Here is a 24,167-nt window from a genome sequence, read left to right on the forward strand (position 1 = left end):
TTTGAATGGCATTTTTTTTTATTCTTATTTCTCCGATAAATGGTTCAACATATCTATCGTCATTTTCTCCAAGTCGTACTCATGTCTCCAACCCCAATCTTCCCTTGCTGATGAATCATCAATACTTGCCGGCCAACTGTCTGCAATTTTTTGACGAAAGTCTGGATTATACGTAATCTCGAATTCAGGAATGTGTTTTTTAATTTCAGCAGCAATTACTTTAGGTGTAAAACTCATAGCCGCTAAATTATAAGAAGATCGAATTTTTATTTTCTCACTTGGCGCTTGCATAATTCCAATTGTTGCTTTAATCGCATCGTCCATGTACATCATTGGCATTTTGGTTTCTTCAGATAAAAAACATTCGTATTTCTTGTCTTCCAAAGCTTTATAATAAATATCAACAGCATAATCTGTTGTTCCTCCTCCAGGAAGCGACGACCAACTGATTAAACCTGGATAACGAATACTTCTAACATCCACACCGTAAATATTGTGGTAATATTCACACCATCTTTCACCCGATTGTTTACTGATTCCGTACACCGTAGAAGGCTCCATTATCGTATATTGTGGCGTTTGCTCCTTTGGCGTTGTCGGTCCAAAAACCGCTATAGACGAGGGCCAAAAAATCTTTTTAATTTTTCCGGCTTTCGCCAAATTCAAAACGTGGAACAAGCTGTTCATATTCAAATCCCAGGCAAATGCAGGGTTTTTTTCAGCTGTTGCAGAAAGTAAGGCAGCCATTAAATACACCTCATCAATTTGATGCTTTTCAATTAAATTCTCAATCTGATTGTAATCCAAAGCATTTACCACTTCAAATGGTCCCGAATTGATTACATCATTGTTCAGTTTTCTAATGTCTGAAGCAATAACATTTTCGGTTCCGTATTCTTGACGAAGCTTTTGTGTAAGCTCAGTACCAATTTGACCACAAGCTCCGATGATTAATATTTTAGTTGCCATAATTTGCGTGTTGATTTTCGTTCGCAAATATAACGTTTTCGTAAGTAAATACCGAAATGCAAAATCGTTAATAATTCCCAATTCATAACTACAAATTAAGATAACCTCTTTAACTTTGTATTCTAAATTCTTACGAATGAATCTTAAGTTTATTTTGTTGCTACTTCCTTCACTATTATTGTTATCCTGTCAAGATGAGGACGCAATACGCGAAAAAGAACGCCTAAAATCGGTAGAAAAATCCCAAATTGTTTTTGCAAAAATCAATAAAGGCTGGAGTTTTGACCAACCTTCTTCAACCGAGGAAGTGCAATCCATATTGAAAAGTTGGAACCAGTGGAATGATTTCTCACGCGAATTGGAGCAAAAGCCAAAGTCGTCCATAAATGCATTTCGAAAAAAAGCAATTGCACTTTCGAAAAAAGCTGAAGCTTTGAATAATAATATTCCCGCAAAATATGACAAGCCACAAGTTAAAAGTCGAATAGCTATAATTATAACCCAGTTGCATCAATTGGATTTGTACATCAATTTAGATAAAATTCCTGCAGAAAAAGTGGTTGCCATAATTCCTAATGTGAATAAAGGGTTGCGATCTCTTGAAGCACAATTTCAAGAAATTATACGAAAAGAAAAAATTCCAGTAGAACAAGGAGAAGCCGATATGATTAGAATGCTAGACACAACGCGCGCCATTCCTTCGTCAAAACCTATACTTCCATAAATTGAGCAAGAACATTACTTCCATACAAAAACGCTATGAAAAGTCGGCAAAAATCAATCAGATTGCCGAAATTCTTGCCGTTCCTGAACAGAAAATACATCTGAAAGGATTAATTGCTTCGTCGTTATCGTTCGTGACACAAGCTATTTTTTCAAAAACAGAAAATCCGATGTTGTTAATCTTAGACGACAAGGAATCTTCGGCTTATTATCTGAATGATTTGGAGCAGTTGATTAACGACCAAGATGTTTTGTTTTATCCGGGTTCCTACAGAAATCCGTATCAAATTGAAGATACCGATAACGCGAATATTTTGCTTCGTGCAGAAGTATTGAACCGAATTAATTCTCGAAAGAAACCCGCTTTAATTGTCACTTATCCTGAAGCACTTTTTGAAAAAGTTGTGACTAAAAAAGAATTGGATAAAAACACATTGAAAGTTGCGGTTGGCGACCAAATTTCCATCGATTTCATTAATGAAGTTTTATTTGAATACGAATTTAAACGCGTGGATTTTATCACAGAACCTGGAGAATTTTCTGTTCGAGGTGGAATTATCGATGTATTTTCTTTTTCAAATGATTATCCGTACCGAATCGAATTTTTTGGAAATGAAGTAGAAAGCATCCGAAGTTTTGATGTGGAAACCCAACTTTCTGTTGAAAAACAAAAGAAAATCAACATCATTCCCAACGTTGAAAATAAATTCTTTGCTGAAAATAGAGAGAGTTTTTTAGAGTACATCAATCCGAAAACGACTATTTTTATCCACAATACAGAAGGTCTTTTTAGCAAATTAGACAAAATGTTTGAAAAAGCAGAAGTCGCTTTTGAAAAACTGAATAAAGAAATCAAGCATTCCGAACCGGAAATGCTTTATTTAAATCAAGCTTCTTTTATCAAAAAAGCACTCGATTTCTCCATTGTAGAATTGGGAAGTAAAGCCATTTTCAGGACTAAAAAGACATTTGAATTTCACATTCAACCGCAACCTTCGTTCAACAAACAGTTTGATTTACTGTATCAGAATCTCAACGATAATTATTCAAACGGGGTAAAAAATTATCTTTTAAGTTCAAATTTGCAACAAGCGAATCGCTTTCAAGATATTTTTGCAGCGTTGAATGAAGAAGAGTTTAAAGATGCAACCAAATCGTATGACAACATCGTGTTTCCTTTATATGAAGGTTTTATTGATGAAGAATTGCAAATCGCATGTTATACCGACCATCAGATTTTTGAGCGTTATCATAAATTTCACATCAAAAATGGATATGCAAAAAAGCAGACAATTACTTTAAAAGAACTTAACACGTTGTCTGTTGGTGATTATGTAACCCACATTGACCACGGAATTGGAAAGTTTGGCGGATTGCAAAAAATTCAAGTCGAAGGCAAAACGCAAGAAGCCATCAAATTGGTTTATGCAGATAACGACATTGTTTATGTGAGTATTCACTCGTTGCACAAGATTTCAAAGTTCAATGGAAAAGATGGAACGCCTCCGAAAATATACAAATTAGGTTCGAATGCTTGGAAAGTTTTAAAACAGAAAACCAAAGCTCGAGTAAAACATATTGCATTCAATTTAATTCAATTGTATGCGAAACGTCGATTGGAAAAAGGTTTTCAATACAGTCCCGACAGTTATTTGCAGAAGGAATTGGAAAGTTCGTTCATGTACGAAGACACGCCCGACCAAGGAAAAGCGACACAAGATGTAAAGAACGACATGGAAAGTGACCGACCAATGGACCGATTGGTTTGTGGTGACGTAGGTTTTGGAAAAACAGAAGTTGCCATTCGTGCGGCATTTAAAGCGGTTGATAATGGAAAACAAGTGGCGATTTTAGTTCCGACCACTATTTTGGCGTACCAACATTCGCGTACTTTTTCAGAACGATTGAAAGATATGCCGGTAACGGTTGGTTATTTAAATCGATTTAGAACGGCAAAAGAAAAAGCAGAAACGCTTAAAGATTTAGCGGAAGGAAGATTAGATATCGTGATTGGAACACATCAATTGGTCAATAAAAATGTAGTATTTAAAAATCTAGGTTTGTTAATTGTTGATGAAGAACAGAAATTTGGTGTCAATGTAAAAGACAAATTAAAAACGATTTCGGCTAATATTGACACGTTGACTTTGACGGCAACTCCGATTCCGAGAACGTTGCAATTTTCATTGATGGCGGCTCGAGATTTATCCGTAATCACTACTCCTCCACCCAATCGTTATCCGATTGAAACACATGTTGTGGGATTTTCGGAAGAAATGATTCGTGATGCAGTTTCGTATGAAATTCAGCGAAACGGACAAGTGTATTTTGTCAATAATCGAATTGAAAACATCAAAGAAGTTGCTGGAATGATTCAGCGATTGGTTCCTGGAGCTCGTGTGGGAATTGGCCACGGACAAATGGACGGAAAAAAATTGGAGGAATTGATGTTGGCTTTTATGAACGGTGATTTCGACGTTTTAGTAGCTACAACCATCATCGAAAGTGGATTAGATGTTCCGAATGCCAATACGATTTTCATCAATAATGCGAATAATTTTGGACTTTCTGATTTGCATCAAATGCGAGGTCGTGTGGGTCGAAGTAATAAGAAAGCGTTTTGTTATTTTATTTGTCCGCCGTATTCAGCAATGACGGATGAAGCGCGAAAACGAATTCAAGCTTTGGAACAATTCAGTGAATTGGGAAGCGGTTTTAATATTGCGATGAAAGATTTGGAAATTCGAGGAGCTGGAGATTTATTAGGTGGTGAACAAAGTGGTTTTATCAATGAAATTGGTTTTGAAACCTACCAAAAAATCATGAACGAAGCCATTGAAGAATTGAAGGAAAATGAGTTTAAAGAACTGTATCCAGTCGATGAACATGCACCACCAAAACCTTTCGTTAAAGACATTCAAATTGATACAGATTTCGAATTGTTGTTTCCAGATGAGTACATCAACAACATTTCAGAACGCTTGAATTTATATAATGAATTGAGCTTGATTAAAGACGAAGATGCACTTTTGGCTTTTGAAATCAAATTGGTTGACCGATTTGGACCTTTACCAAAACAAGCGCTTTCATTAATGAGTAGCATTAAAATTAAATGGATTGCAACCCGATTTGGAATTGAAAAACTAGTCATGAAACAAGGCAAAATGATTGCTTATTTTGTTTCCGACCATCAATCGGCTTATTACCAATCTAAAGAATTCACGAAGGTGTTACAGTTTGTACAAACCAATCCAAAACTAGGACGAATCAAAGAAAAGGAAACCCCAAAAGGATTGAAGTTGTTATTGACTTTTGATAATGTAAAAAGCGTGAGACGGGCTTTGGAGTTGATGGAGATGTTGTAGGTATATTTATTATATTTGTTAAAGTCATTAATTTACAAAAAGATGAGTATTCAAACAGAAAAGTCGCTAGTAATTGATTTACTTCAAAACATCAATGACATTTCACTGCTTAAAAAGGTGAAGGCTTTTGTTCTGACAGAATTAAATCCTTCAAATTTAACAGAGGAACAAAAAAATGAGCTTGAAAGGAGACTTCATGGCCATCAGCATAAAGAAGATTCTGATGTTGATGCTTTTGAATTTTTAGATGCTTTAAAGGCTAAATATGAGTTATAAAAAACTCGTTATTAAATCTACAGCACCCATTGAAATAGAAAACGTAGTTGTCTTAAACACTGAAATCAGCAAGACTTTAGGTCAGCGTCTTGAAAAAAAATTAAGAAATAGCTTCTTAAAAATTGCTGAAAATCCTGAAGGTTTTCAATTTCGACATAAGATGATTCGTATTATTTGGCTCAAAAAATTTCCTTATGGAATTTATTATTTGTTTGATTCCGATGAAGTTTACATAATAGCATTTTGGAGTACAAGAGCAGATATTGATTCAAAAATAACGCACTTATAAGAAAATCAGCTTATTACCAATCGAACGAATTCACGAAGGTGTTAAAGTTTGTGCAAACCAATCCAAAATTAGGACGAATCAAAGAAAAAGAAACACCTAAAGGCTTGAAGTTGTTATTGACTTTTGATAATGTAAAACCGGTTACTAGAGCTTTGGAATTAATGGAGATGTTGTAGAAATCAGCTTTTTCAAAAAATTATAGCACAAAAAAAGCCCCGAATTTCTCGAGGCTTCCTTTTTTATAAAAACTTTCTTACTTCAATTGAATATGCAATTCATTCAACTGTTTCTCGTCAATCATGGAAGGCGCGTCAATCATAACATCTCTTCCTGAATTGTTTTTAGGGAAAGCAATAAAATCACGAATCGTTTCTTGACCGCCTAAAATGGCAACCAATCTATCCAATCCAAAAGCCAAACCTCCGTGTGGTGGCGCTCCATATTGGAAAGCATCCATCAAGAATCCGAATTGTGCTTTTGCTTCTTCTTCGGTAAATCCTAAATATTTAAACATCAAGGCTTGGGTTGCTTTGTCGTGAATTCGGATGGAACCTCCACCAATTTCATTTCCGTTTAACACCATATCATAAGCATTGGCACGAACTTTTCCTGGATCGGTTTCCAATAAAGCCATATCTTCTGGTTTTGGGGATGTAAACGGGTGGTGCATTGCGTGGTAACGACCGCTTTCTTCGTCAAATTCCAATAAAGGAAAATCAACTACCCAAAGAGGTGCAAAAACCGCTGGATTTCTCAATCCCAAACGTGTTGCAAGTTCCATACGTAAAGCAGAAAGTGCCGCTCTTGTTTTATTTGCTGGACCAGAAAGTACAAAAATCATGTCGCCTTCTTTTGCATCCGTTGCTTTTGCCCAATTGGCCAAATCTTCTTGGTCGTAAAATTTATCTACCGAGGATTTATACGTTCCATTGGCTTCGCATTTTACGTAAACCATTCCGGAAGCACCTACTTGTGGACGTTTTACCCAGTCTATTAATGCATCGATTTCTTTTCGAGTATAAGATGCACAACCAGGTGCTGCAATACCTACTACCAATTCGGCTGCATTAAATACAGGGAATTCTTTATGTTGTGCTACTTCGTTCAATTCACCAAATTTCATATCAAAACGAATGTCTGGCTTGTCGTTTCCGTACGTTTTCATTGCATAATCGTACGTGATTCTTGGAAATTTATCTACCTCAATTCCCTTAATTTCTAACAATAAATGACGCGTCAATCCTTCAAAAATATTTAAGATATCTTCTTGTTCCACAAAAGCCATTTCGCAATCGATTTGTGTAAACTCAGGCTGTCTGTCGGCTCTTAAATCTTCGTCACGGAAACATTTCACAATTTGGAAATATTTGTCCATTCCACCTACCATCAACAATTGTTTAAAAGTTTGTGGCGATTGTGGTAACGCATAAAACTGCCCTTCATTCATACGGGAAGGAACTACAAAATCTCTCGCACCTTCTGGAGTCGATTTAATTAAGTAAGGGGTTTCCACTTCACAAAAATCCAAGTCCGAAAGGTATTTTCTAACTTCCATCGCCACTTTATGACGGAACAACAAGCTGTTTTTTACCGGATTTCTTCTAATATCTAGGTAACGGTATTTCATTCGAATATCTTCACCACCGTCCGTTTCATCTTCAATTGTAAAAGGAGGCGTGATTGCTTGGTTTAAAACAGTCAATTCGGTAACTAAAATTTCAATTTCACCCGTTGGAATGTTCTTATTTTTCGCTTCACGCTCTATTACGGTTCCTTTAACTTGAATTACAAATTCACGACCCAGCGTTTTTGCTTTTTCAAAAACAGATTTTTCAGAGCGACTTTCGTCAAAAATCAATTGCGTAATTCCATATCGATCGCGTAAATCGACCCAATTCATGAATCCTTTATCACGTGATTTTTGAACCCATCCAGCAAGTGTAACTTCGGTATTGATGTGTGAAGCGTTTAGTTCTCCACAATTATGACTTCTATACATTATCAAAATTTTAGACTGCAAAAATAGTGTTTTGTTTTAAATTAAGAACGTATGAAGATTCACTAATCGTTTTAGAAAAGTGGAAGGAATCAAAAATTTAATTGAAAATACGTTTTCGGAAGGAAAAAGAAGTTCATTTATAAAAAATCTACTTCAGTTTACACTAAAGTAGATTCAATTCTATTTACTGAAACGATGCAATAATTGCATGAAAAATTTTGCTTTTTTATTTTAATTCTAATTTCACATTTACAATAGTTTCATTGTAAAAAAGATTTAAAGAAACAGGTTTTGTTCCTGCAGGTAATTTAAACGTATTACCGTTTGTCGTTTTAGTTTCATCAGCATCTGCACTAACATAGTTATATTTGTCGTGCGAAATTTTTGATCCATTGTCTAAAAGCAATCTGAATTTTGAAAGATCCAATTGAATATATCCTCCTTTTGCTATTGGGTTTTTATTAGTCAATTCGACATCATAAGACATTTCAATACCCGTAATTTTTCCGTCAGGATTCGATAATTCAATCGCTTTTAAATTGGTAAGTTTTACGGAAGCTTCTTTATCTTTTCCAAGTAAAACAAGATCTGGAGTTGCTGTTACTAAAAATGTTTTGGGCTGTGATGCAGTCTCAGCTTCTGGAGTGGAGTTATTTCCTTCTAATGCCGTATTTTCTGTAGTTTTAGTTTCCACAGTACTTTCACTTTTCTTACAAGAATTCAAAGAAATCAATCCAGATACTAAAACCGATGCAATAAATAGTTTTTTCATATTTTTATGTTTTGTAGTAAATTTATATCAAATAATTTTTCATTAAGATAAATTATCATTAACAAATTGGAAATTTAATACATTTAATGTCCTAAATTATAGTTGCAATTGCAATTCCTCTACTATAAATAATAAGGTTGAATACTGTACGTGTACTTTAAATTGATTTTAAAAAATTTCGCTACCAAAACATAAAAAAACTATATTTGATATTATAAAAATCAATACTTCTATTTTATGAAAATAATTATAACAGGAATTTTACTTACAGTCCTTTCCGTTTCGGCTTTCGCCCAAAAAAACTATGTGACTTTTGAAGCTAAAATTGATAATAAAAACGGCGACAAACTGTACATATTAGGTCCAAATAAGTTTAAAAAAGAATTTACTTTGAACAACTCAGGCCGCTTTCAAGATACGTTGAAAGTAACTGAGGGAATGTACCGTTTGAGTGATGGCGTTGAAAACACGTCTCTTTTTCTGAGAAATGGAATGGATTTAAATTTAAAGATGGATGCCAAAGAATTTGACGAAAGTATTGTGTATGCAGGAAAAGGCGCGAAAGAAAATAATTTCTTAGCACAAAAAGCATTATTAGACGAGAATTTCAGCTTTGATGAAATGCTAAAAGCAGATGAAAGTACTTTTGAAAAAATGGCTGTTGATAAACAACAAAGCGACCTAAAGCGACTGAAGGATGCTAAATTAGATCCAGCCTTTACCACTTTGCACAGCACTGAAATTACTAATTCTTTAAAAGGATTAAAGCACTATTATAAAGAGGAATTGGCCATCCGAAAGCTAAATAATACAGCTTCTCCTACTTTTAATTATGAAAATCACAAAGGCGGCACCACCAAATTAGAAGATTTACGTGGAAAATATGTTTATGTAGATGTTTGGGCTACGTGGTGTGGGCCTTGTATCGCTGAAATTCCCTCATTGAAAAAAGTGGAACAACAATTCCACGGTAAAAATATCGAATTTGTAAGCATTTCAATTGACACCAAAAGAGATTATGAGAAGTGGAAAAAATTTGTAGTTACTAAAGAATTAGGCGGCATTCAACTTGTAGCCGATAACGACTGGAATTCAGATTTTGTAAAAGCGTACGGAATTACTGGAATTCCGCGATTCATTTTAATTGATCCGCAAGGAACTATTATTAACGCAAGTGCTGATCGTCCTTCAAACCCTGCGTTAACCGCATTACTGGAAACATTAGTTAAGTAACAAAAACGTTCCACATATAACCGTCTTTCTTAAGGCGGTTTTTTTTGCTTCAGAAATTCAATGTTAAGTTTTTCGCTATGTTACCAAATTGTTAAGTAAAAGTTTTTTTTATGTAAATCTTTTTTTTACATTTGAGTAATCAATTCAAATTAAGCGAATTGAATATAGAGTTTATAAAACAATTAAAAAATAAAAAGCGATGAAAAAGTATATGATAATAGGAGCATTTTTAATTTCAGGATTAATCTTTGCAAACCATCCTCCGAAACATGAAGTTCTAGGTGATTTAGTAAAATCAACTTATTATTTTGAAAATGGAGCGGTAAGTCAAGAAGGATTTTACAAAAACGGAAAAGTGCACGGCCAATGGACTTCTTACGATGAATCGGGTAAGAAGAAAGCAATGGGAGAATACAATGAGGGTGTAAAAACAGGAAAGTGGATTTTCTGGAATAATACTGTTTTAAGCGAAGTGGATTACTCAGAAAATCGAGTAGCTTTTGTTAAAACGTGGAAAGAGGAAGCATTGGTTAATAAAAATTGATAGGTTACTATTTTTAAAATCGAAAAGCGTTCTGTACAGAACGCTTTTTTTTATGCAAACTATTCAAAAAAAATAACCTCAACGATAAAGTTGAGGTTATATCTATAAATCAATTTATTTCTAAATTCAGTAAATAGATCACTTACTAACGGAAAACCGAGAACTATTAACTTCCTCGCCTGAACGCTAATCTACTGAACTCTGACCAATTAATTCTACTGAATTCTCACCACTTTTAGTTCCTCTATTCTTCAATCTAATCTTTATCTTTTGCAAAATAAAGAACATGACCGGAATAATAACTAAAGTCAAGAACGTTGCGAAGATCAAACCATAAATTACAGTTTTTGCCAAAGGCCCCCAGAATACTACATTATCTCCACCCAAATAAATATTTGGATTGTAATTGATGAAAAGATTAAAGAAATCAATATTCAAGCCAATGGCAAGTGGCACCAAACCTAAAACGGTGGTAATTGCCGTCAATAAAACCGGACGCAAACGTGATCGACCCGCTTCAACCATAATGTCAAAATATTCTTGCTTGGTTAGCAATTCCTTGTCGCCCATTCCATTTTCATGGAGCTTTCTGTCAATTAGAAGTTGTGTGTAATCAATCAACACAATGGCATTATTTACCACAATTCCGGCCAAGGAAATGATCCCCATCATCGTCATGATGATGACAAAATCATTGTTGAAAATTACCATTCCGAAGAAAACACCTCCAAAACTCAATAACACCGATACCAAGATTATAATAGGTTTTGAAATCGAGTTAAATTGTGCCACTAAAATCAATAAAATTCCACCAATTGCAATTAGTAAAGCATTTACCAAGAAACTCATGTTTTTAGCTTGTTCTTCTTGCTCACCAGTAAAAGCGAAAGTAATATCGCCTTTCATTTTATAATCAGACAATTCTCCTTTTAATTTATCCACGATTACGTTTCCATTGTAACCACCAATTACATTGGAATAAACGGTAATTACACGCTTCAAGTTTTTACGTTTAATGGTATTAAATGTATTGGAATCTTCCATCGAAGTAATTGCTGAAATAGGCACTTGAACCAGTTTTCCAGACGCTTGATCTCTAAACGTAATGGGCTGATTGTAAATTACCTTATTATCATTTCGCTGTTCTTCTTCCATCCGAACATTGATTTCGTAATCGTCTTTCCCTTCTTTGTAAGTAGAAATTTTTTCGCCAAAAACCGCACGCCTTAACGTTTGCCCCACTTGACTGGAAGTAATTCCCAATTGACCTGCTTTTTCCACATCAATAGAAATATCCACACCTGGTTTTGATTTATTGACGTCAATTTTTAATTCCTCAATTCCAGCCACATTTCTTTTGTTCAAAAAGTCCTTCAATCGATTGGCTTCAAGCAACATTTCTCTATAATCTTCTCCTGTAATTTCAATGTTTACCGGATAACCTGCTGGAGGTCCGTTTGCTTCTTTTTCCACTATAATTGAAACACCGGGATAGCCTTGAACTGACTTACGAATCTCTTCCATCACGTCCAAACTGTTGATGCCTTGACGGTATTTATATTCCCGCATGGTCAACGTAACTTTTCCACGGTGCGGCATATCATTTTCAGAACCGCCGTCCGTTTGTGGATTTCCAGCACCCTGACCTACTTGTGCAATGGCGGTTTCTACCATAAAGTTTTTGCCATCCTTCTCATATTTATTGGCAATGGCATATACTTTCTTTTCAATTTCTTTGGTAAAAGTATTGGTCTTTGCAATATCCGTTCCTTCTGGAAATTCAATGTAAACCATGATTTGGTTCGGCTGATTTTCTGGAAAAAACAACACGTTAGGTTTAGCAATTCCAACTGCTACGAAAGACAGGATCAAGATGGCAAAAGTTCCTAAAAAGAAAAATCGAGGTCTTTTTCCAGTCAATGCGAACTGCAAAAACTGTTGGTATCTGCGTTCCAAACCTACTAAACTCGTAGACTGAAATTTATCCATTCTTTTCAGTAGGAAATATTTATAAACCCACATCATGATGGCAAAAAACAACATCAAGTTTCCAATTCCTCTTCCGAATCCAGAATCTGTTGCTAATCCAAACACTAAAATTGCGGCTCCAATTCCACCAATAACACTGCTGATGAAAATTAATTTTTTACGCGGCATTTCTTTTTCTTGCAATTGCATGAAATCGGCAGTCAAGGTCGCGTTGATAATTAAAGCCACAAAAAGAGACGAAAACAAAACCACAGAAAGCGTCATTGGAAAGTAAATCATGAATTTACCCATCGTTCCCGGCCACAATCCCAACGGAAAAAATGCGGCTAAAGTTGTTGCTGTCGAAGCAATAATTGGCCAAGCAATCTCGCCAATACCTTCAATAGCAGCTTGCTTTCTGGACATTCCTTGACTCATTAGCGAGTAGACATTTTCCACCACTACAATTCCGTTATCCACCAACATTCCGAGTCCCATAACCAAGGCAAAAAGCACCATAGTATTTAAGGTAATTCCAAACGAGGCGAGAATCATGTACGACATAAACATCGAAAGTGGTATCGCAAACCCTACAAATAACGCATTTCTCAATCCCAAGAAAAACATTAAAACGATGATTACAAGCAAAACTCCAAAGATGATATTGTTTACCAAATCGTCTACTTGTGCAATCGTTCGTTCCGATTGATCGTTGGCATACGTGATTTTTAATCCTTCCGGAAAATAGTTTTCTTGTGCTTTTTCAATGATGGCTTTCACTCCATCCACGGCTTCCACCATGTTTTTTCCACTTCGTTTCTTGATGTCAACCATTACCACATTATCGCCGAAATCTCGTGCAAAAGTGGTACGTTCTTTTTCTTTGAACACAATAGTAGCAATGTCTTTCAAATACACATTTCCGTCTTGCTTTTTAACTACAATATTCGCCAGTTGATTCGGATCATTAATTTCACCAATCACTCTGATATTTTTCTTGATGCCGTTATTGGAAACACTTCCACCAGAAATGGTCTTGTTTTCATATTTCACCGCATTGATGATGTCGTCAAAACTGACTTTTGCAGCACTCATTTTATAAATGTCTACAGCAATTTCCACCTCTTTATCATCCACTCCACGAATTGCCGCTTCTTTAATTTGTGGCAAACGTTCTACGCGTTCTTCAATGTATTCTGAATATTCTTTCAATTTCTGCGAAGGATAATCTCCTCGCAGATTGATATTCAAAATTGGCACTTCTTCGGCAATATTCAAGTCAAAAACATTTGGCTCAACTTTACCACCACCATCAATTGTGGGCCATTGTGTATCTGATTTTACTTTGTCCACCTTATCCTTGACCTTCTGTTTGGCATCTTCTACCGAAATATCTTCGTCAAATTCTACTAAAATCATGGAATAATCTTCCAATGTATTCGACGTAATTTTGGTAACGCCCGAAATATTATTGAATTCTTCTTCCAAAGGTTTTGTAATCAATTTTTCCACATCTTCGGCAGAATTCCCTGGATTTATTGAACTGATGTAAATTTTGGTTTCCACAATTTCAGGAAAACTTTCCCGAGGCATTGCATAGTAGGACAATAAACCACCAATAAGTAAAATGGCGGTAATGACATAAACCGTCATCTTATTATTAATTGCCCAAGTTGAAACGGCAAATTCCTTGTTTATTTTATTACTCATGAGTTAGATGTATTATGAGGTCAATTATTTAATGATTTCCACGGCGGCACCGTCTGAAAGTGCTTTTCCACCATCGGTTACAATGATTTCACCCGGTTTTAAACCTGATTTTACTTCTACCAATGCACCAGACGCATATCCCACTTCAATGATTCGTTGTGCTACTTTTGGTTCTTTTTCATTGGTTATTACGTAAACAATTTTCTCGTTCAACGCATTTTCTGATATGATATTTTCAGGAATCAAAAGTGCATTTTTACTCGTATAATCTTCAATTTTCAAAACAGCCACTTGATTCGGACGCAATAAATTATCGGGATTTGGAACCGCAATCTCAATTCCAAACGTTCTGTTGTTTGGATTGATAAAAGTTCCCACTTGACGTACTTTTCCTTTATATGTTTTGCCAATAGCGTTTAAATATACCTCAACAGTAGCACCTAATTTCAGTTGACTCAAGTAGTTTTCAGGCACATTTGCTGTTACATACATATTTCCAAGATTTACAATTCTAAATAATTCTTGACCTGGAGCTACAACTTGACCACGTTCGGCAAGCACCTCATCAATGGTTCCTGAAAATGGCGCTCGAACAACTGTTTTTGACAATTGTGCCTGCATCTGTTTCACCATTTTCTGCTGACTTTGATAAGCAGTTTGCGTTTGCAAATATTGAATTTCCGAACCAATTTTCTGATTCCAGAGATTTTTCTGACGGTCAAACGTAGTTTTGTCCAATGCCAATTTATTTTCGGCTTGAGCCAATTGAGCACTCATTCCGCCGTCGTCAATTCGTGCTAAAACTTGTCCTTTAGACACTTTCTGACCCGATTTTACATTTAAAGCGGTTAGAATTCCAGAATATTCTGGGTAAATGAGGATGTTTTCTTTAGTATCCACATTTCCTTGCAATTCAATATAATGTGTAAATGCAGAATCTATAACCGTCATCGTTTTTACCAAAGGATATCTTTTAGTATCGTCTAGTTTGATAATTGCGGCATCCAAAAGTGCCATTTGAGCAGCTAACTTTTCATAATCCTGATGGATTTGATCGCGCTTTTCGTTGATTTGCTTTAAATCATTAGTTGCAATTACTGTTTCAACATCTTTAGTGGATTGGTCGCCACAACTGTATAAAGCAAAAGCGAGTACGGAAAGGGAAATTATTTTTTTCATTGTATTCTGTTTTTCAAATGAGAGCATTAATTAGGAATTGTAAGGAGTTTGTCAAGCGTTGCTTTTGTATTTATGACATCAACCATCGATTGCAAATAATTTTGTTGGGCTTTGTACAGTTGCTGTTGTGCGTCTGTAAAGTCAAAACTGCTTGAAATACCTTCAGTAAATTTGACATTTTGTTTGCGTTCAATTCGTTCGGCTAAACGCAAATTTTCTTTGGCACTTGTATATTGTTCCACACGAAATTCGTAATCACTTTTTGCTGTTTGAAATTGCAAAAGCAGTTGTTGTTCGGCTTCGGTTTGCTGCGTTTTAGCTTTATCAAACTCAATTTCGGCTTGTTGAGTTTTCGCTTGACGGCCAAAACTACTGAAGATTGGAATGTTTAATGAAAGTCCTAAATTTGAATAATTGAACCATTTTTGGTCGCTGCTTGTAAATTTAAAATCATCACCAAAAGCATTGTAGCCAAAATTCATGTTGGCAGAAAGACTTGGCAGCGCTTTACTTTTTTCTAATTTTAATTCCAATCTACGTTGGTCCACAAGACTTTGACTGATTTCATAATCAATACTTTTCTTTACATCAAATGAAGGTGTTGCCATTGCAAAATCAAGATTGGCTTGATTGAGTTGGTCCAATTTGTCGGTTAAAATCAATTCAGAATCTACTGGAATTCCCAAATTCAATTTAAGCATATTGATGGAAATTTGTTTCAATCGCAACGTATAATTCAAATTACTCACCACTGATGAAAGCGTAATTTTAAGCTGTTCGACATTTTCCTCTTCGATCAAACCGTTCTTAAAAGTTTCATTGGTGTCAAATAAAATTTTATCCAAGACCTCCTTGTTTTTGTTTAAAATCAAAATATTTTCTTCAGCAAGAAGCACGTTGGTGTAGGAGTTGATAACCATTTCCCGCACCTCAATGTTGGTTTTCTGTTTGTAATTTTCAAAATATTTTAAATACGTGCGTGACGCTTGAAGTGCTACAATGTAAGAACCGTCAAAAAGCAATTGACTCAATTGAGAACGCGCCGTCATTGTGTGTTTAGTTCCAAAAGCAAGTTCAGCAAATTCTCCAGGTTGTCCGCCAAAAAATTCCGCTGGAACCAAGGATTTCTGCAATGCAAAATTATTGGTATAATCCACACCTGCCGTAATTTGGGGCAAACCCGTTGCAATAGTCTCGCGTCTTTTCTGTTTAGCAGCGTCAATATCACGACCGGCATTTATGGCCGAGTAATTATTTTCCACAGCAAAAGTCACAGCTTCTTCCACTGAAAAACGATACGTTTTTGGCGCATTATTTTGTGCAAACAAACCGTTTGAAAGCACTAGAAAAGCGATTAAAAGAAAATTTTTGTTCATTATTTAATTATGTATTTGTGCTAATTGTAGTTCTAATTCTATAATTCCTTTTGGCGTAGCCAAGGCCCGAATATGGTATTCCAAAGCTTTTAATTCTAAAGCCGCTGCATCTCTTACGTTCACCGTGTTTTCATTGATTTGGAAAATGAGCAAATAATAGAAATTCGCGTAAGTATCAGGATCAATATCACTCCTAAAATAACCTTGATCAATACCTTTTTGAATGTTATTGACAAACCAAACCTTACATTCATTCACTTGCCTGTCGTGGGCTTTCCTATAAATGTCAGGGTAATGCTTCTTTAATTGATGAATTGGCGAAGTTTCTGACGATTTAAACATATCCTCAAAATACGCCGTAACTTCAAAATTTCCTGCAATTGCATTTACGTTCTCCGTCAGGATTTTAGAGATATTATAATGTATTTCATTCTGAACCTCTTCGATTGTTTCCTCAACAAGAATTTCCTTGTTGTCAAAAAACTTATACAAGGTTTTCTTGCTGCACGACATCTCTGCAGCAATATCATCCATGGTAATGCTTTTGAAACCCAATCTTAGAAAGAGTTCCCTGGATTTGTTGATTATTTTACTTTTCATCATTGCCTTCTTCATTATTTTCGAGTGCAAATGTAAGTCGGAAACTTTAAACACCAAAATAGTTTCCTTGGTTTTTATTGTATATTTAACAGTCGTTTTAAGGATTGCGATTTTTAATGAGGATGGAAAAGATTATTTTAGCCAAAAAATTAGACCATCATGCGTTCCATCAAGCAGTATCAAGAATTTATAGAAGACTATTTGTCCGCCCAGAAAATTGTGCGTGAACCAAAAAACCTCTACGAACCAATCAGTTATATTTTACTTTTAGGCGGAAAAAGAATTCGTCCTACTTTAACCTTGATGACGGCAGAAATTTTTGGAACTGATTATAAAGAGGCATTGCCGGCAGCTTTGGCCATTGAAGTCTTTCATAATTTCTCGTTGATTCACGATGACATCATGGACGACGCGCCTTTACGAAGAGGAAATGAAACGGTGCATGAAAAGTGGGATTTGAATACCGGAATACTTTCAGGCGATGCAATGCTGATTTTGGCGTACCAATATTTTGAACAATACGAACCTGCCGTTTTTAGAGACTTGGCAAAATTGTTTAGCAAAACCGCAATTCAAGTTTGCGAAGGCCAACAATGGGACGTGGATTTTGAAGATCGAGAGGAAGTTTCTATTCCGGAATATTTAAAAATGATTGAGTATAAAACGGCCGTACTTGTTGCTGCAGCGATGAAAATGGGTGCTATAATAGCGTCAACTACAACTGAAAACTGCGAATTAATTTATGATTTTGGATTGAATTTAGGTTTGGCTTTTCAATTGCAAGATGATTATTTAGACGCTTTTGGAGATCCAGCCACCTTTGGAAAGCAAGTGGGCGGTGATATTATTGAAAATAAAAAAACCTATTTATACTTAAAAGCGCAAGAGTTTTCTACTGCAGAACAACGCGAAGAACTGATGCATTTATTTTCAATACATCCTGTAGACACTACTGATAAAGTAGAATCTGTAAAAAAAGTTTTTGAAAAAACGGGCGCTGCAGCCGCTACGCAAAAAGCCATCACTGATTTTACAATGATTGCTTTTGAAACTTTAGAAAAGTTGGAAATTTCTGCAGATAAAAAAGCGATTCTACGATTGTTTGGAGAGAAATTAATGAGTCGGAATGTGTAATGTTTCAGTATTAAACACTTTAATTTCATTATAATACTTGTAAAAATGCAAATTCGTCAAAATTGCGAATTTGCATTTTTTTTGCATCCGATTAAAACAAATCTTCAGGAGGAGTTAATAAATTTAATTTACTTTTCAATTCTGAGTTTAAAATGGTCAACCCAAATTGATACGACGCATTCATCCAACCAAAACCTTCTTCTGTAATGTAATTAAATTCGGTTCCTACGTTACCGTATTCGGCAAAAATTTTATGCGAACTACTTTCTAGATCGTACTTTTCGGGAATGGTTCCGTTAAAATCCACTGCGTTTTTTGTTATCAACCACAACCAGCGGTACACCATTTCTTGAGCTTCTTCCATGTATCCGTAATTCAGCAAACCTTTCCATAAAAATATCTGATGAGGTGCCCAGCCAAATGGATAATCCCATTGTCGGACTGGAGCGTCCGCTGGAATATTTCCAATGGATTTTTTAGTACTTCCTGAAATTCCACCTCTCATTTTGAACTTAGAAAGTGTCTTTTTTACTAAAATTTCAGCTTGTTCCGCACTGCATAATTTTGCCCAAAGCGAATAAAATGTTGTTGCTGCTTCAAAATTCTGCTGTTCTTTTAATTCAAAATTGTAATCAAAATACATTTCTTCATTTTCATTCCAGCACAAATCATTGATTTTCTGCTTTCTTGAAGTTGCTTTTTTCTGCCAATACTCCGAAGTGTATTTCGTGTTTTTATCCAATTGAAATTCATTATTGAAATAGTTTCCAATTAAAAATTCAATGTCCGTTTCATACTTATAAAGCAAACTGTTTAGAGCAACAGTGTTTAGATCAGCACAAATAGCTACCAATCGATTTGTGGTATCGTGACCGCTTTCTCGCATACTTCGATCGTGCATAAAGTAGTTGTCGAGTTCCGCGTCTACAATTTCACGTTCTAAATATTTCTTTTCAAAATCACGCAGCGGCAGCTTATACTTTAGTGCATATTTTTCTAAAATATCATCAAAATGTCCTGATTCTACTTCAAATGGAAGTCCAATTCCTTCTGCTTTATACCGATTTAATCCATTTGATGTCAATCGCTTTCCCTCGCCCATCCACACTTGCTGGTATTCTTTAATGCACGTTTTCAGGTGTTTTTCAATCCAAGAGATTTCCTGATTGGACTTCTTTAAAATATCAACTACTAACGAAGTATATAATGGCGGTTGGGTTCTAGAAAGATAATAACTTCGATTGGCATTCAGAATTTTTCCATAATGGTCAATTTGGTATTTAAAATTTTCTGCAATTGAAATGGCAAGATCGACTTCGCCGTCAATTAAAAGTCCTTTTGCGATAAAATAACTGTCCCAACCGTACATTTCATTGAATCTACCACCAGGAACTACAAAAGGAATTCCTCTTCCATCCTTCATTGCCAAAGCTAAAATTCCAGGTTGCCTGTTTAATGTGAGTTCAAATTCAGCAGAAATAAGGTGCGGTAATGCAACCACTTTTAATTTTGAATAAGAAGCCTCGAGGTTTTTAAAATACTCAAACGCATCGTTATCACTTGCAGGAACATACAAATAGGAAAACTCACTTTGTGTCTTTTCGTCCGTGAGAATTTGCTGTATTCCGTCGGCATCAATAGTTCGAGTTAAGCCTTTCCAATACAATGTTTTTATTTTTCTAGAAATTCGTTCAACAGGATTTTCTAAAATTTCATCTAAATCAACTTCTGTAAATTCCGTTTGAGTTTTTTTGGCCAAAGCCAATTCTTGAAGTAAATTAGACAAGTGATACGTTCCTTCAATTACTACCGACTTGCCGTTTGCATCGTTCAAAACAAAGCGTTTTGGACCACAATCATCCACCGTGATTTTCTTATCATTGTCCGTATCTTCTTGGGCAAGCAAGGCTTTTAGTGTTGATTCAATATGTAGTTTAAGCTTCATTTTTGGTAGTTAATTTTTTGAGAATAAAGAATGATATTAGCAATAAACCCATCGGGATTAAAGTAAAATAAAATGCATTTTCTGGACCTTGATTTTGAAACAACCATCCGATAATTCGAGAACCTAACGTTCCTCCAAGTGCCGAAAATATTACGATTAAACCCGTCATAGAACTGTGTAGTTTTTGTGGCAAAGCACTTAAAACAACCGAATTCAAAAGCGGGTAAATTGGTGCTATAAACAACCCAATTAATGGAAATGCAAAACCAATTAGTGGAATATCCGCAAGAGAATTAATCGCTTTAACTTCTAATCCTACCGTTTTTGGAAGTACAAAAATCACAAGCAGCATTGCCGCTATTATGCAGAAAGTAAGTACCCAAATCCAGTTGATTTTCTTGGTAATATATCCTGCAGCAAGTCGTCCGACGGCTAATGAAATTGCTAAAATACTTGCCATCATAATCCCTATATTTTCGGGAAGATGCAATACTTTTTCATTAAATGTTGGCAACCACGACATAATTCCTTGCTCAATCATTACAAAAAGAAAAACGTTTATTACAAAAACGATAGTAATGATCTTGGTAATTAATTTGAACATTTGCAGAAAATCGTCCATTAAATTGACACCTGGAATTGCTTCTGATTTTTCAAATTTTGTAAACAATAAAAACACAAAGGACAGAAGAGAAATCGATGCCAAAAGCCAATACACGTTGAGCCAGGAATCAGGATTTTCAGTAGTATTGAATGCAGGAAAAAGGAAATAAGCTAACGCAATTCCAATCATAAAGACACCTTCAATAGAACTCATCAGCGAATTATGTTCTTTTTGATTTTCGGTAACTGTTCCAATTAAGGAATAAACAGAAACTTTTATCAACGCAAATGAAATTCCCACTGTAGCAAATAAAATTTTAGCCGAATTAAATGAGTTGCCATAATACATACTTAAACTTGCAATGGTAACCAATCCAAGTCCAATGAGCATTGCTTTTTTATAACCAATTCTGGGCAAAAAAGACGCAATAAAAAAGGAAACGATGGCAATGGGCAAATCTTTAAATGCTTCAAGTATGCTTGCTTGTACTTCATTAACTCCGTAATTTTTCTGGGATTTTAAGATCACAATTCCTACGCTGTTGAGTAAAATTGCAAAAACGAAGTAATTTAGGTACAAGGAGATTTTTATTCCTATGTTTTTCATGTGTTCCGATTTAGTTATAAATGTACAAATAAACCAAATGCTGTCTTTGAGAACAGCATTTGGAAACTATTAACTAAACAATTCAATTATTAAAAATCTAGAGCTACTGACAATCTAAAGGTCCGTCCTAATATTGGTCGTGCCATAAATACATCGCTTGACGAAGAAGTAGTTTGCCTTGGATCTCCTTCTGTTAAACCAATTGCATTGAACAAGTTTGAACCGTCTAACCCAAATCTCAAATTATTAACGGTGTAACTTAATCCTGCTCCAACTTCATTGAAAGCGGGTAAAACTTGTTTGTTGTCTTGATTGGTGTATTTTTTGTCAAAATAAGTCACATTTACATAAGCAGCTAACTGTTTTGTAATGTCCACTTCTGGACGCAACGTGTAGAAGAAAGTTGGAATTCTTCTTGCCGTATTTCCATTAAAATTAAATTCAGATCCATCGCCGTTGGTTCCTGTAAAATTATCGTATTCTGGTTTCTGGAACGTAAAGTTTAATCCCAATCTAAAAATAGAATAGCGTACATTGGTTTCTACTTCAAGTCCAACATTATTGATATCGGCAAATTTATTTTCAGAAGAACCATCTGATAAAATATCCGTAAAGGCCACATTCTCTAAATTCATGTGAAACAAATTGGCATTTAAGGAAATAAATGAATTTGCAAACTTATACCCCAATTCTAACTGATTGACCATGGTATTTTCCAACTTACTTAAATCAGCAGCATTGTCATAAAAAGCCTCCTCAATTGGCGATCTGAAGCCGTGACTGTATCTAACATAAGAAGCCATTCTATCATTGAATTTGTAATTTACCGCACCTGTGTAGGAAATTTCACTTACGTCATATCGCCAATATGTATATGGATTACCTATGATGGTAGTTACCGCATCATCAGCTGTATTATCATCTAGAATTCCTAAATTTTCCGCTCCAAAACGTGCGTTATCTCTATACCCTGAATATTTGTCTTTATTATATCTTAAACCTGCATTCAATGTCAATTTATCCGAAGCTTCAAATTCCGCATCCACATAAATATCATTAAGAAGCCCTTTAGTTTGAGCATCCCGTTCCAACCATGTAATTCTCTCAATACCGTTATAAGTATGATTTACACCCGTTGTTGTGTTTTCTACATTCAGCAATCTTGGATTGTCTGAAACATCTACTAAATAACTGTTCCAGTTCCAATATTGGTTAGATTTCCAATTGGAATAATAATATCCCGCAGTAATAGTCAGTGGCTCTAAATCAAATGTAAAAGATAAATTATTGGCAAAGTTTTGCATTTTCTTGTGAATGTACCAATGATCGGCTCGCATCACCAATGAATTTGGATCTAAATTTCCTCCTCCATCAACATAAGTAAACTGGTAATCCGCTGCATTTCCGGTGCTTCCTGGAACAATATCCGTGTAAGCTGCTTGAGTCCAAGGTCCACCATTTGGAAAAATAGCATTGTAATTTAAATCGATTTGCGTATTTCTAAATGCATTTTTGACCGTTATTTTATCTGCTATTTTCTTTTTAAATTCAGCACCAATTGCATCTACAACCGGATGCACTCCATCTTCTAAATCTGCTTTAAAAGTTCCTCCGCCAAATTGCGGTACATTTAAGTTTGAGAAATTTACCGAAGTCAGCGTTCCATAATTTGGATTAAATCCATCAATTCCTTCAATCTTACCATTAGAACTCTTAAGGGGAATAGGCAAGAAAAAAGCATTTCTATCGTCTAATTTTTTATAATTAATTCGGAAATAGCCACCATCGTCAAACCTGTACGTCAAGTTCATTTTTATCTGTCCTCCTTTGTTTGCAGAAAAACCAGTTTCTCTGATACCTTCATCCACGCGGTAAAAGCCACCTACATTGAAAAATAATTTATCTTTCACTAAAGCACCACTTAAGTTCAGGTCGTTTCTAAACAATCCATAATCACCCGTAGTAAATTTTGCTCTTCCTTTAAACTCGTTTTGTCCCGTTTTAGAAATAAAGTTGATAATTCCTCCAGGAGCATTTGTAGCAAAAATGGATGCCGAGCCACCTCGAACCGCTTCCATCTTACTTAATGTTTCGTCCAGGCGATAAAAACTGTCTGCATTGGCAAATTGCAACGCGCCGTCTTCAAAAACAGGCAATCCATCTTCTTGGATTTGAACATATTCATAAGCTCCAGCAGAAGGAATTCCTCTTGCAAATAAATTATTTCCTACCTCACCGCCCGACGTTTCCACAACAAATCCAGGAATGGTTTGTAGCAGTGCCGCTGTACTCAATGGTGCTCTATTTTCAATTGCTTTGGCACCTAAAGTTGTAATGGCAATACTTGATTCCAGCTTTGTTCTTGGATTTGAAGATCCTGTAATGACCACTTCATTTAAGCTTTCGGTTAATGTGGCAAGTTTCACATCTTGGATTTTATTTTCGCCCGCTGCTATTGAAATTTCTTTTTCAACCGCAGAATAACCTATGCTACTTGCGATCATTGTGTATACGCCAGCGGCCACGTTGGAAAATTTAAAATTCCCATCTCCATCTGTTACCGCATTTTTATCCGCATTTTTTAAAGAAACATTTACACCGGGAACAGTACGTCCATTTTCATCGAAAACTTTTCCTGAAATGGAACCGTTTCCTTGCGCAAATGCATTTGAAGGCTGAAAAACCAACAGTAACAACAGCATAAAACCTGTTGTATAAAAGTCAAATTGTTTCATAATATTTTGTTTTAATTACTAATAGAGTTTGTTGAATGGTAAATTTAAGTACTTATTAACGTTTCAATAAGAAATTTGTTCCGAAAACGTTTTCGAAACCACCGAAAACGTTTTCGGTAAAGAAAGTAAGTACTTAATCA

18 protein-coding genes are annotated in these 24,167 nt (G+C 35.4%); 8 read left to right on the forward strand and 10 right to left on the reverse strand.

Annotated elements, in window-relative coordinates; genetic code table 11:
• Nucleotides 1-24 precede the first annotated feature (24 nt).
• Nucleotides 25-969, reverse strand: coding sequence for an L-threonine 3-dehydrogenase (locus H602_RS0113920; RefSeq protein WP_026978553.1), 945 nt, complete (start codon nt 967-969; stop codon nt 25-27).
• Nucleotides 970-1,105: 136 nt separating this feature from the next.
• Between H602_RS0113920 and H602_RS0113925 the strand changes: the two genes are divergently transcribed.
• From H602_RS0113925 to H602_RS19960, 5 genes are read left to right on the forward strand one after another with little or no spacing between them, the layout of a single operon-like run.
• Entirely contained in the window at nt 1,106-1,693 is a 588-nt protein-coding gene (locus tag H602_RS0113925; RefSeq protein WP_026978554.1) for a hypothetical protein, read from the forward strand.
• A gap of 52 nt (nt 1,694-1,745) precedes the next feature.
• A complete protein-coding gene (mfd, locus tag H602_RS0113930; RefSeq protein ID WP_425402326.1) occupies nt 1,746-5,057 on the forward strand; it encodes a transcription-repair coupling factor in 3,312 nt (1,103 codons plus the stop codon).
• Between the two features lie 42 nt (nt 5,058-5,099).
• Nucleotides 5,100-5,333 carry a hypothetical protein gene (locus H602_RS0113935; RefSeq protein WP_026978556.1) on the forward strand — a complete coding sequence of 78 codons (234 nt, stop codon included), beginning with the start codon at nt 5,100-5,102 and terminating at the stop codon, nt 5,331-5,333.
• The gene (locus H602_RS0113940; RefSeq protein WP_026978557.1) at nt 5,323-5,622 is read left to right on the forward strand and encodes a type II toxin-antitoxin system RelE/ParE family toxin; all 300 of its coding nucleotides are present in this window, start codon (nt 5,323-5,325) and stop codon (nt 5,620-5,622) included. The genes H602_RS0113935 and H602_RS0113940 overlap by 11 nt, the downstream gene beginning before the upstream one ends.
• A 38-nt stretch (nt 5,623-5,660) precedes the next feature.
• Complete coding sequence (locus H602_RS19960; protein WP_157505074.1) at nt 5,661-5,798, forward strand: hypothetical protein; 138 nt, start codon at nt 5,661-5,663, stop codon at nt 5,796-5,798.
• Between the two features lie 77 nt (nt 5,799-5,875).
• Here the strand turns inward: H602_RS19960 and aspS are convergent, their stop codons facing one another.
• On the reverse strand, nt 5,876-7,621 hold the full coding sequence (aspS, locus tag H602_RS0113950; protein ID WP_026978558.1) for an aspartate--tRNA ligase: 1,746 nt from the start codon (nt 7,619-7,621) through the stop codon (nt 5,876-5,878).
• Nucleotides 7,622-7,847: 226 nt separating this feature from the next.
• Nucleotides 7,848-8,393 carry a hypothetical protein gene (locus tag H602_RS0113955; RefSeq protein ID WP_026978559.1) on the reverse strand — a complete coding sequence of 182 codons (546 nt, stop codon included), beginning with the start codon at nt 8,391-8,393 and terminating at the stop codon, nt 7,848-7,850.
• Nucleotides 8,394-8,630: 237 nt separating this feature from the next.
• Between H602_RS0113955 and H602_RS0113960 the strand changes: the two genes are divergently transcribed.
• Together H602_RS0113960 and H602_RS0113965 are read left to right on the forward strand one after the other, a co-directional pair.
• Entirely contained in the window at nt 8,631-9,626 is a 996-nt protein-coding gene (locus H602_RS0113960; RefSeq protein ID WP_026978560.1) for a TlpA family protein disulfide reductase, read from the forward strand.
• A gap of 199 nt (nt 9,627-9,825) precedes the next feature.
• Nucleotides 9,826-10,170 (forward strand): toxin-antitoxin system YwqK family antitoxin, encoded by a 345-nt coding sequence (locus H602_RS0113965; RefSeq protein WP_026978561.1) that lies wholly within the window; start codon nt 9,826-9,828, stop codon nt 10,168-10,170.
• Nucleotides 10,171-10,356: 186 nt separating this feature from the next.
• Here the strand turns inward: H602_RS0113965 and H602_RS0113970 are convergent, their stop codons facing one another.
• From H602_RS0113970 to H602_RS0113985, 4 genes are read right to left on the reverse strand one after another with little or no spacing between them, the layout of a single operon-like run.
• The gene (locus tag H602_RS0113970) at nt 10,357-13,848 is read right to left on the reverse strand and encodes an efflux RND transporter permease subunit (protein WP_026978562.1); all 3,492 of its coding nucleotides are present in this window, start codon (nt 13,846-13,848) and stop codon (nt 10,357-10,359) included.
• 24 nt (nt 13,849-13,872) lie between these two features.
• Nucleotides 13,873-15,027 carry an efflux RND transporter periplasmic adaptor subunit gene (locus tag H602_RS0113975; protein WP_026978563.1) on the reverse strand — a complete coding sequence of 385 codons (1,155 nt, stop codon included), beginning with the start codon at nt 15,025-15,027 and terminating at the stop codon, nt 13,873-13,875.
• A 26-nt stretch (nt 15,028-15,053) separates the two neighbouring features.
• On the reverse strand, nt 15,054-16,403 hold the full coding sequence (locus H602_RS0113980; protein ID WP_035759668.1) for a TolC family protein: 1,350 nt from the start codon (nt 16,401-16,403) through the stop codon (nt 15,054-15,056).
• Between the two features lie 3 nt (nt 16,404-16,406).
• Nucleotides 16,407-17,018, reverse strand: coding sequence for a TetR/AcrR family transcriptional regulator (locus H602_RS0113985; protein WP_342663505.1), 612 nt, complete (start codon nt 17,016-17,018; stop codon nt 16,407-16,409).
• A 144-nt stretch (nt 17,019-17,162) separates the two neighbouring features.
• Here H602_RS0113985 and H602_RS0113990 point away from each other — a divergent pair, with 144 nt between their 5' ends.
• Nucleotides 17,163-18,137 carry a polyprenyl synthetase family protein gene (locus tag H602_RS0113990; RefSeq protein ID WP_026978566.1) on the forward strand — a complete coding sequence of 325 codons (975 nt, stop codon included), beginning with the start codon at nt 17,163-17,165 and terminating at the stop codon, nt 18,135-18,137.
• Between the two features lie 91 nt (nt 18,138-18,228).
• Here H602_RS0113990 and H602_RS0113995 read toward each other — a convergent pair whose 3' ends face one another.
• The 3 genes from H602_RS0113995 to H602_RS0114005 all read right to left on the reverse strand — a co-directional run bounded on the left by H602_RS0113995 (nt 18,229) and on the right by H602_RS0114005 (nt 24,027).
• Nucleotides 18,229-20,082, reverse strand: a complete 1,854-nt coding sequence (locus H602_RS0113995; RefSeq protein ID WP_026978567.1) for a trehalase family glycosidase — start codon at nt 20,080-20,082, stop codon at nt 18,229-18,231.
• Nucleotides 20,072-21,292 (reverse strand): MFS transporter, encoded by a 1,221-nt coding sequence (locus tag H602_RS0114000; RefSeq protein ID WP_026978568.1) that lies wholly within the window; start codon nt 21,290-21,292, stop codon nt 20,072-20,074. Before H602_RS0114000 ends, H602_RS0113995 begins: the two co-directional genes overlap by 11 nt.
• 89 nt (nt 21,293-21,381) lie before the next feature.
• A complete protein-coding gene (locus tag H602_RS0114005; protein WP_026978569.1) occupies nt 21,382-24,027 on the reverse strand; it encodes a TonB-dependent receptor in 2,646 nt (881 codons plus the stop codon).
• Between the last annotated feature and the right edge of the window lie 140 nt (nt 24,028-24,167).

Source organism: Flavobacterium tegetincola DSM 22377, assembly GCF_000425485.1.
Taxonomy (GTDB): Bacteria; Bacteroidota; Bacteroidia; order Flavobacteriales; family Flavobacteriaceae; genus Flavobacterium; species Flavobacterium tegetincola.

What these genes read in the sequence shown, in the direction of transcription:
- H602_RS0113985 (WP_342663505.1), bottom strand. Translation starts at nt 17,018, where the DNA reads ATGAAGAAGGCAATGATGAAAAGTAAAATAATCAACAAATCCAGGGAA.
- H602_RS0113970 (WP_026978562.1), bottom strand. Translation starts at nt 13,848, where the DNA reads ATGAGTAATAAAATAAACAAGGAATTTGCCGTTTCAACTTGGGCAATT.
- H602_RS0114005 (WP_026978569.1), bottom strand. Translation starts at nt 24,027, where the DNA reads ATGAAACAATTTGACTTTTATACAACAGGTTTTATGCTGTTGTTACTG.
- H602_RS0113925 (WP_026978554.1), top strand. Translation starts at nt 1,106, where the DNA reads ATGAATCTTAAGTTTATTTTGTTGCTACTTCCTTCACTATTATTGTTA.
- H602_RS0113980 (WP_035759668.1), bottom strand. Translation starts at nt 16,403, where the DNA reads ATGAACAAAAATTTTCTTTTAATCGCTTTTCTAGTGCTTTCAAACGGT.
- aspS (WP_026978558.1), bottom strand. Translation starts at nt 7,621, where the DNA reads ATGTATAGAAGTCATAATTGTGGAGAACTAAACGCTTCACACATCAAT.
- H602_RS0113965 (WP_026978561.1), top strand. Translation starts at nt 9,826, where the DNA reads ATGAAAAAGTATATGATAATAGGAGCATTTTTAATTTCAGGATTAATC.
- H602_RS0113940 (WP_026978557.1), top strand. Translation starts at nt 5,323, where the DNA reads ATGAGTTATAAAAAACTCGTTATTAAATCTACAGCACCCATTGAAATA.
- H602_RS0113920 (WP_026978553.1), bottom strand. Translation starts at nt 969, where the DNA reads ATGGCAACTAAAATATTAATCATCGGAGCTTGTGGTCAAATTGGTACT.
- H602_RS0114000 (WP_026978568.1), bottom strand. Translation starts at nt 21,292, where the DNA reads ATGAAAAACATAGGAATAAAAATCTCCTTGTACCTAAATTACTTCGTT.
- H602_RS0113935 (WP_026978556.1), top strand. Translation starts at nt 5,100, where the DNA reads ATGAGTATTCAAACAGAAAAGTCGCTAGTAATTGATTTACTTCAAAAC.
- H602_RS0113995 (WP_026978567.1), bottom strand. Translation starts at nt 20,082, where the DNA reads ATGAAGCTTAAACTACATATTGAATCAACACTAAAAGCCTTGCTTGCC.
- H602_RS0113955 (WP_026978559.1), bottom strand. Translation starts at nt 8,393, where the DNA reads ATGAAAAAACTATTTATTGCATCGGTTTTAGTATCTGGATTGATTTCT.
- H602_RS0113990 (WP_026978566.1), top strand. Translation starts at nt 17,163, where the DNA reads ATGCGTTCCATCAAGCAGTATCAAGAATTTATAGAAGACTATTTGTCC.
- H602_RS0113975 (WP_026978563.1), bottom strand. Translation starts at nt 15,027, where the DNA reads ATGAAAAAAATAATTTCCCTTTCCGTACTCGCTTTTGCTTTATACAGT.
- H602_RS0113960 (WP_026978560.1), top strand. Translation starts at nt 8,631, where the DNA reads ATGAAAATAATTATAACAGGAATTTTACTTACAGTCCTTTCCGTTTCG.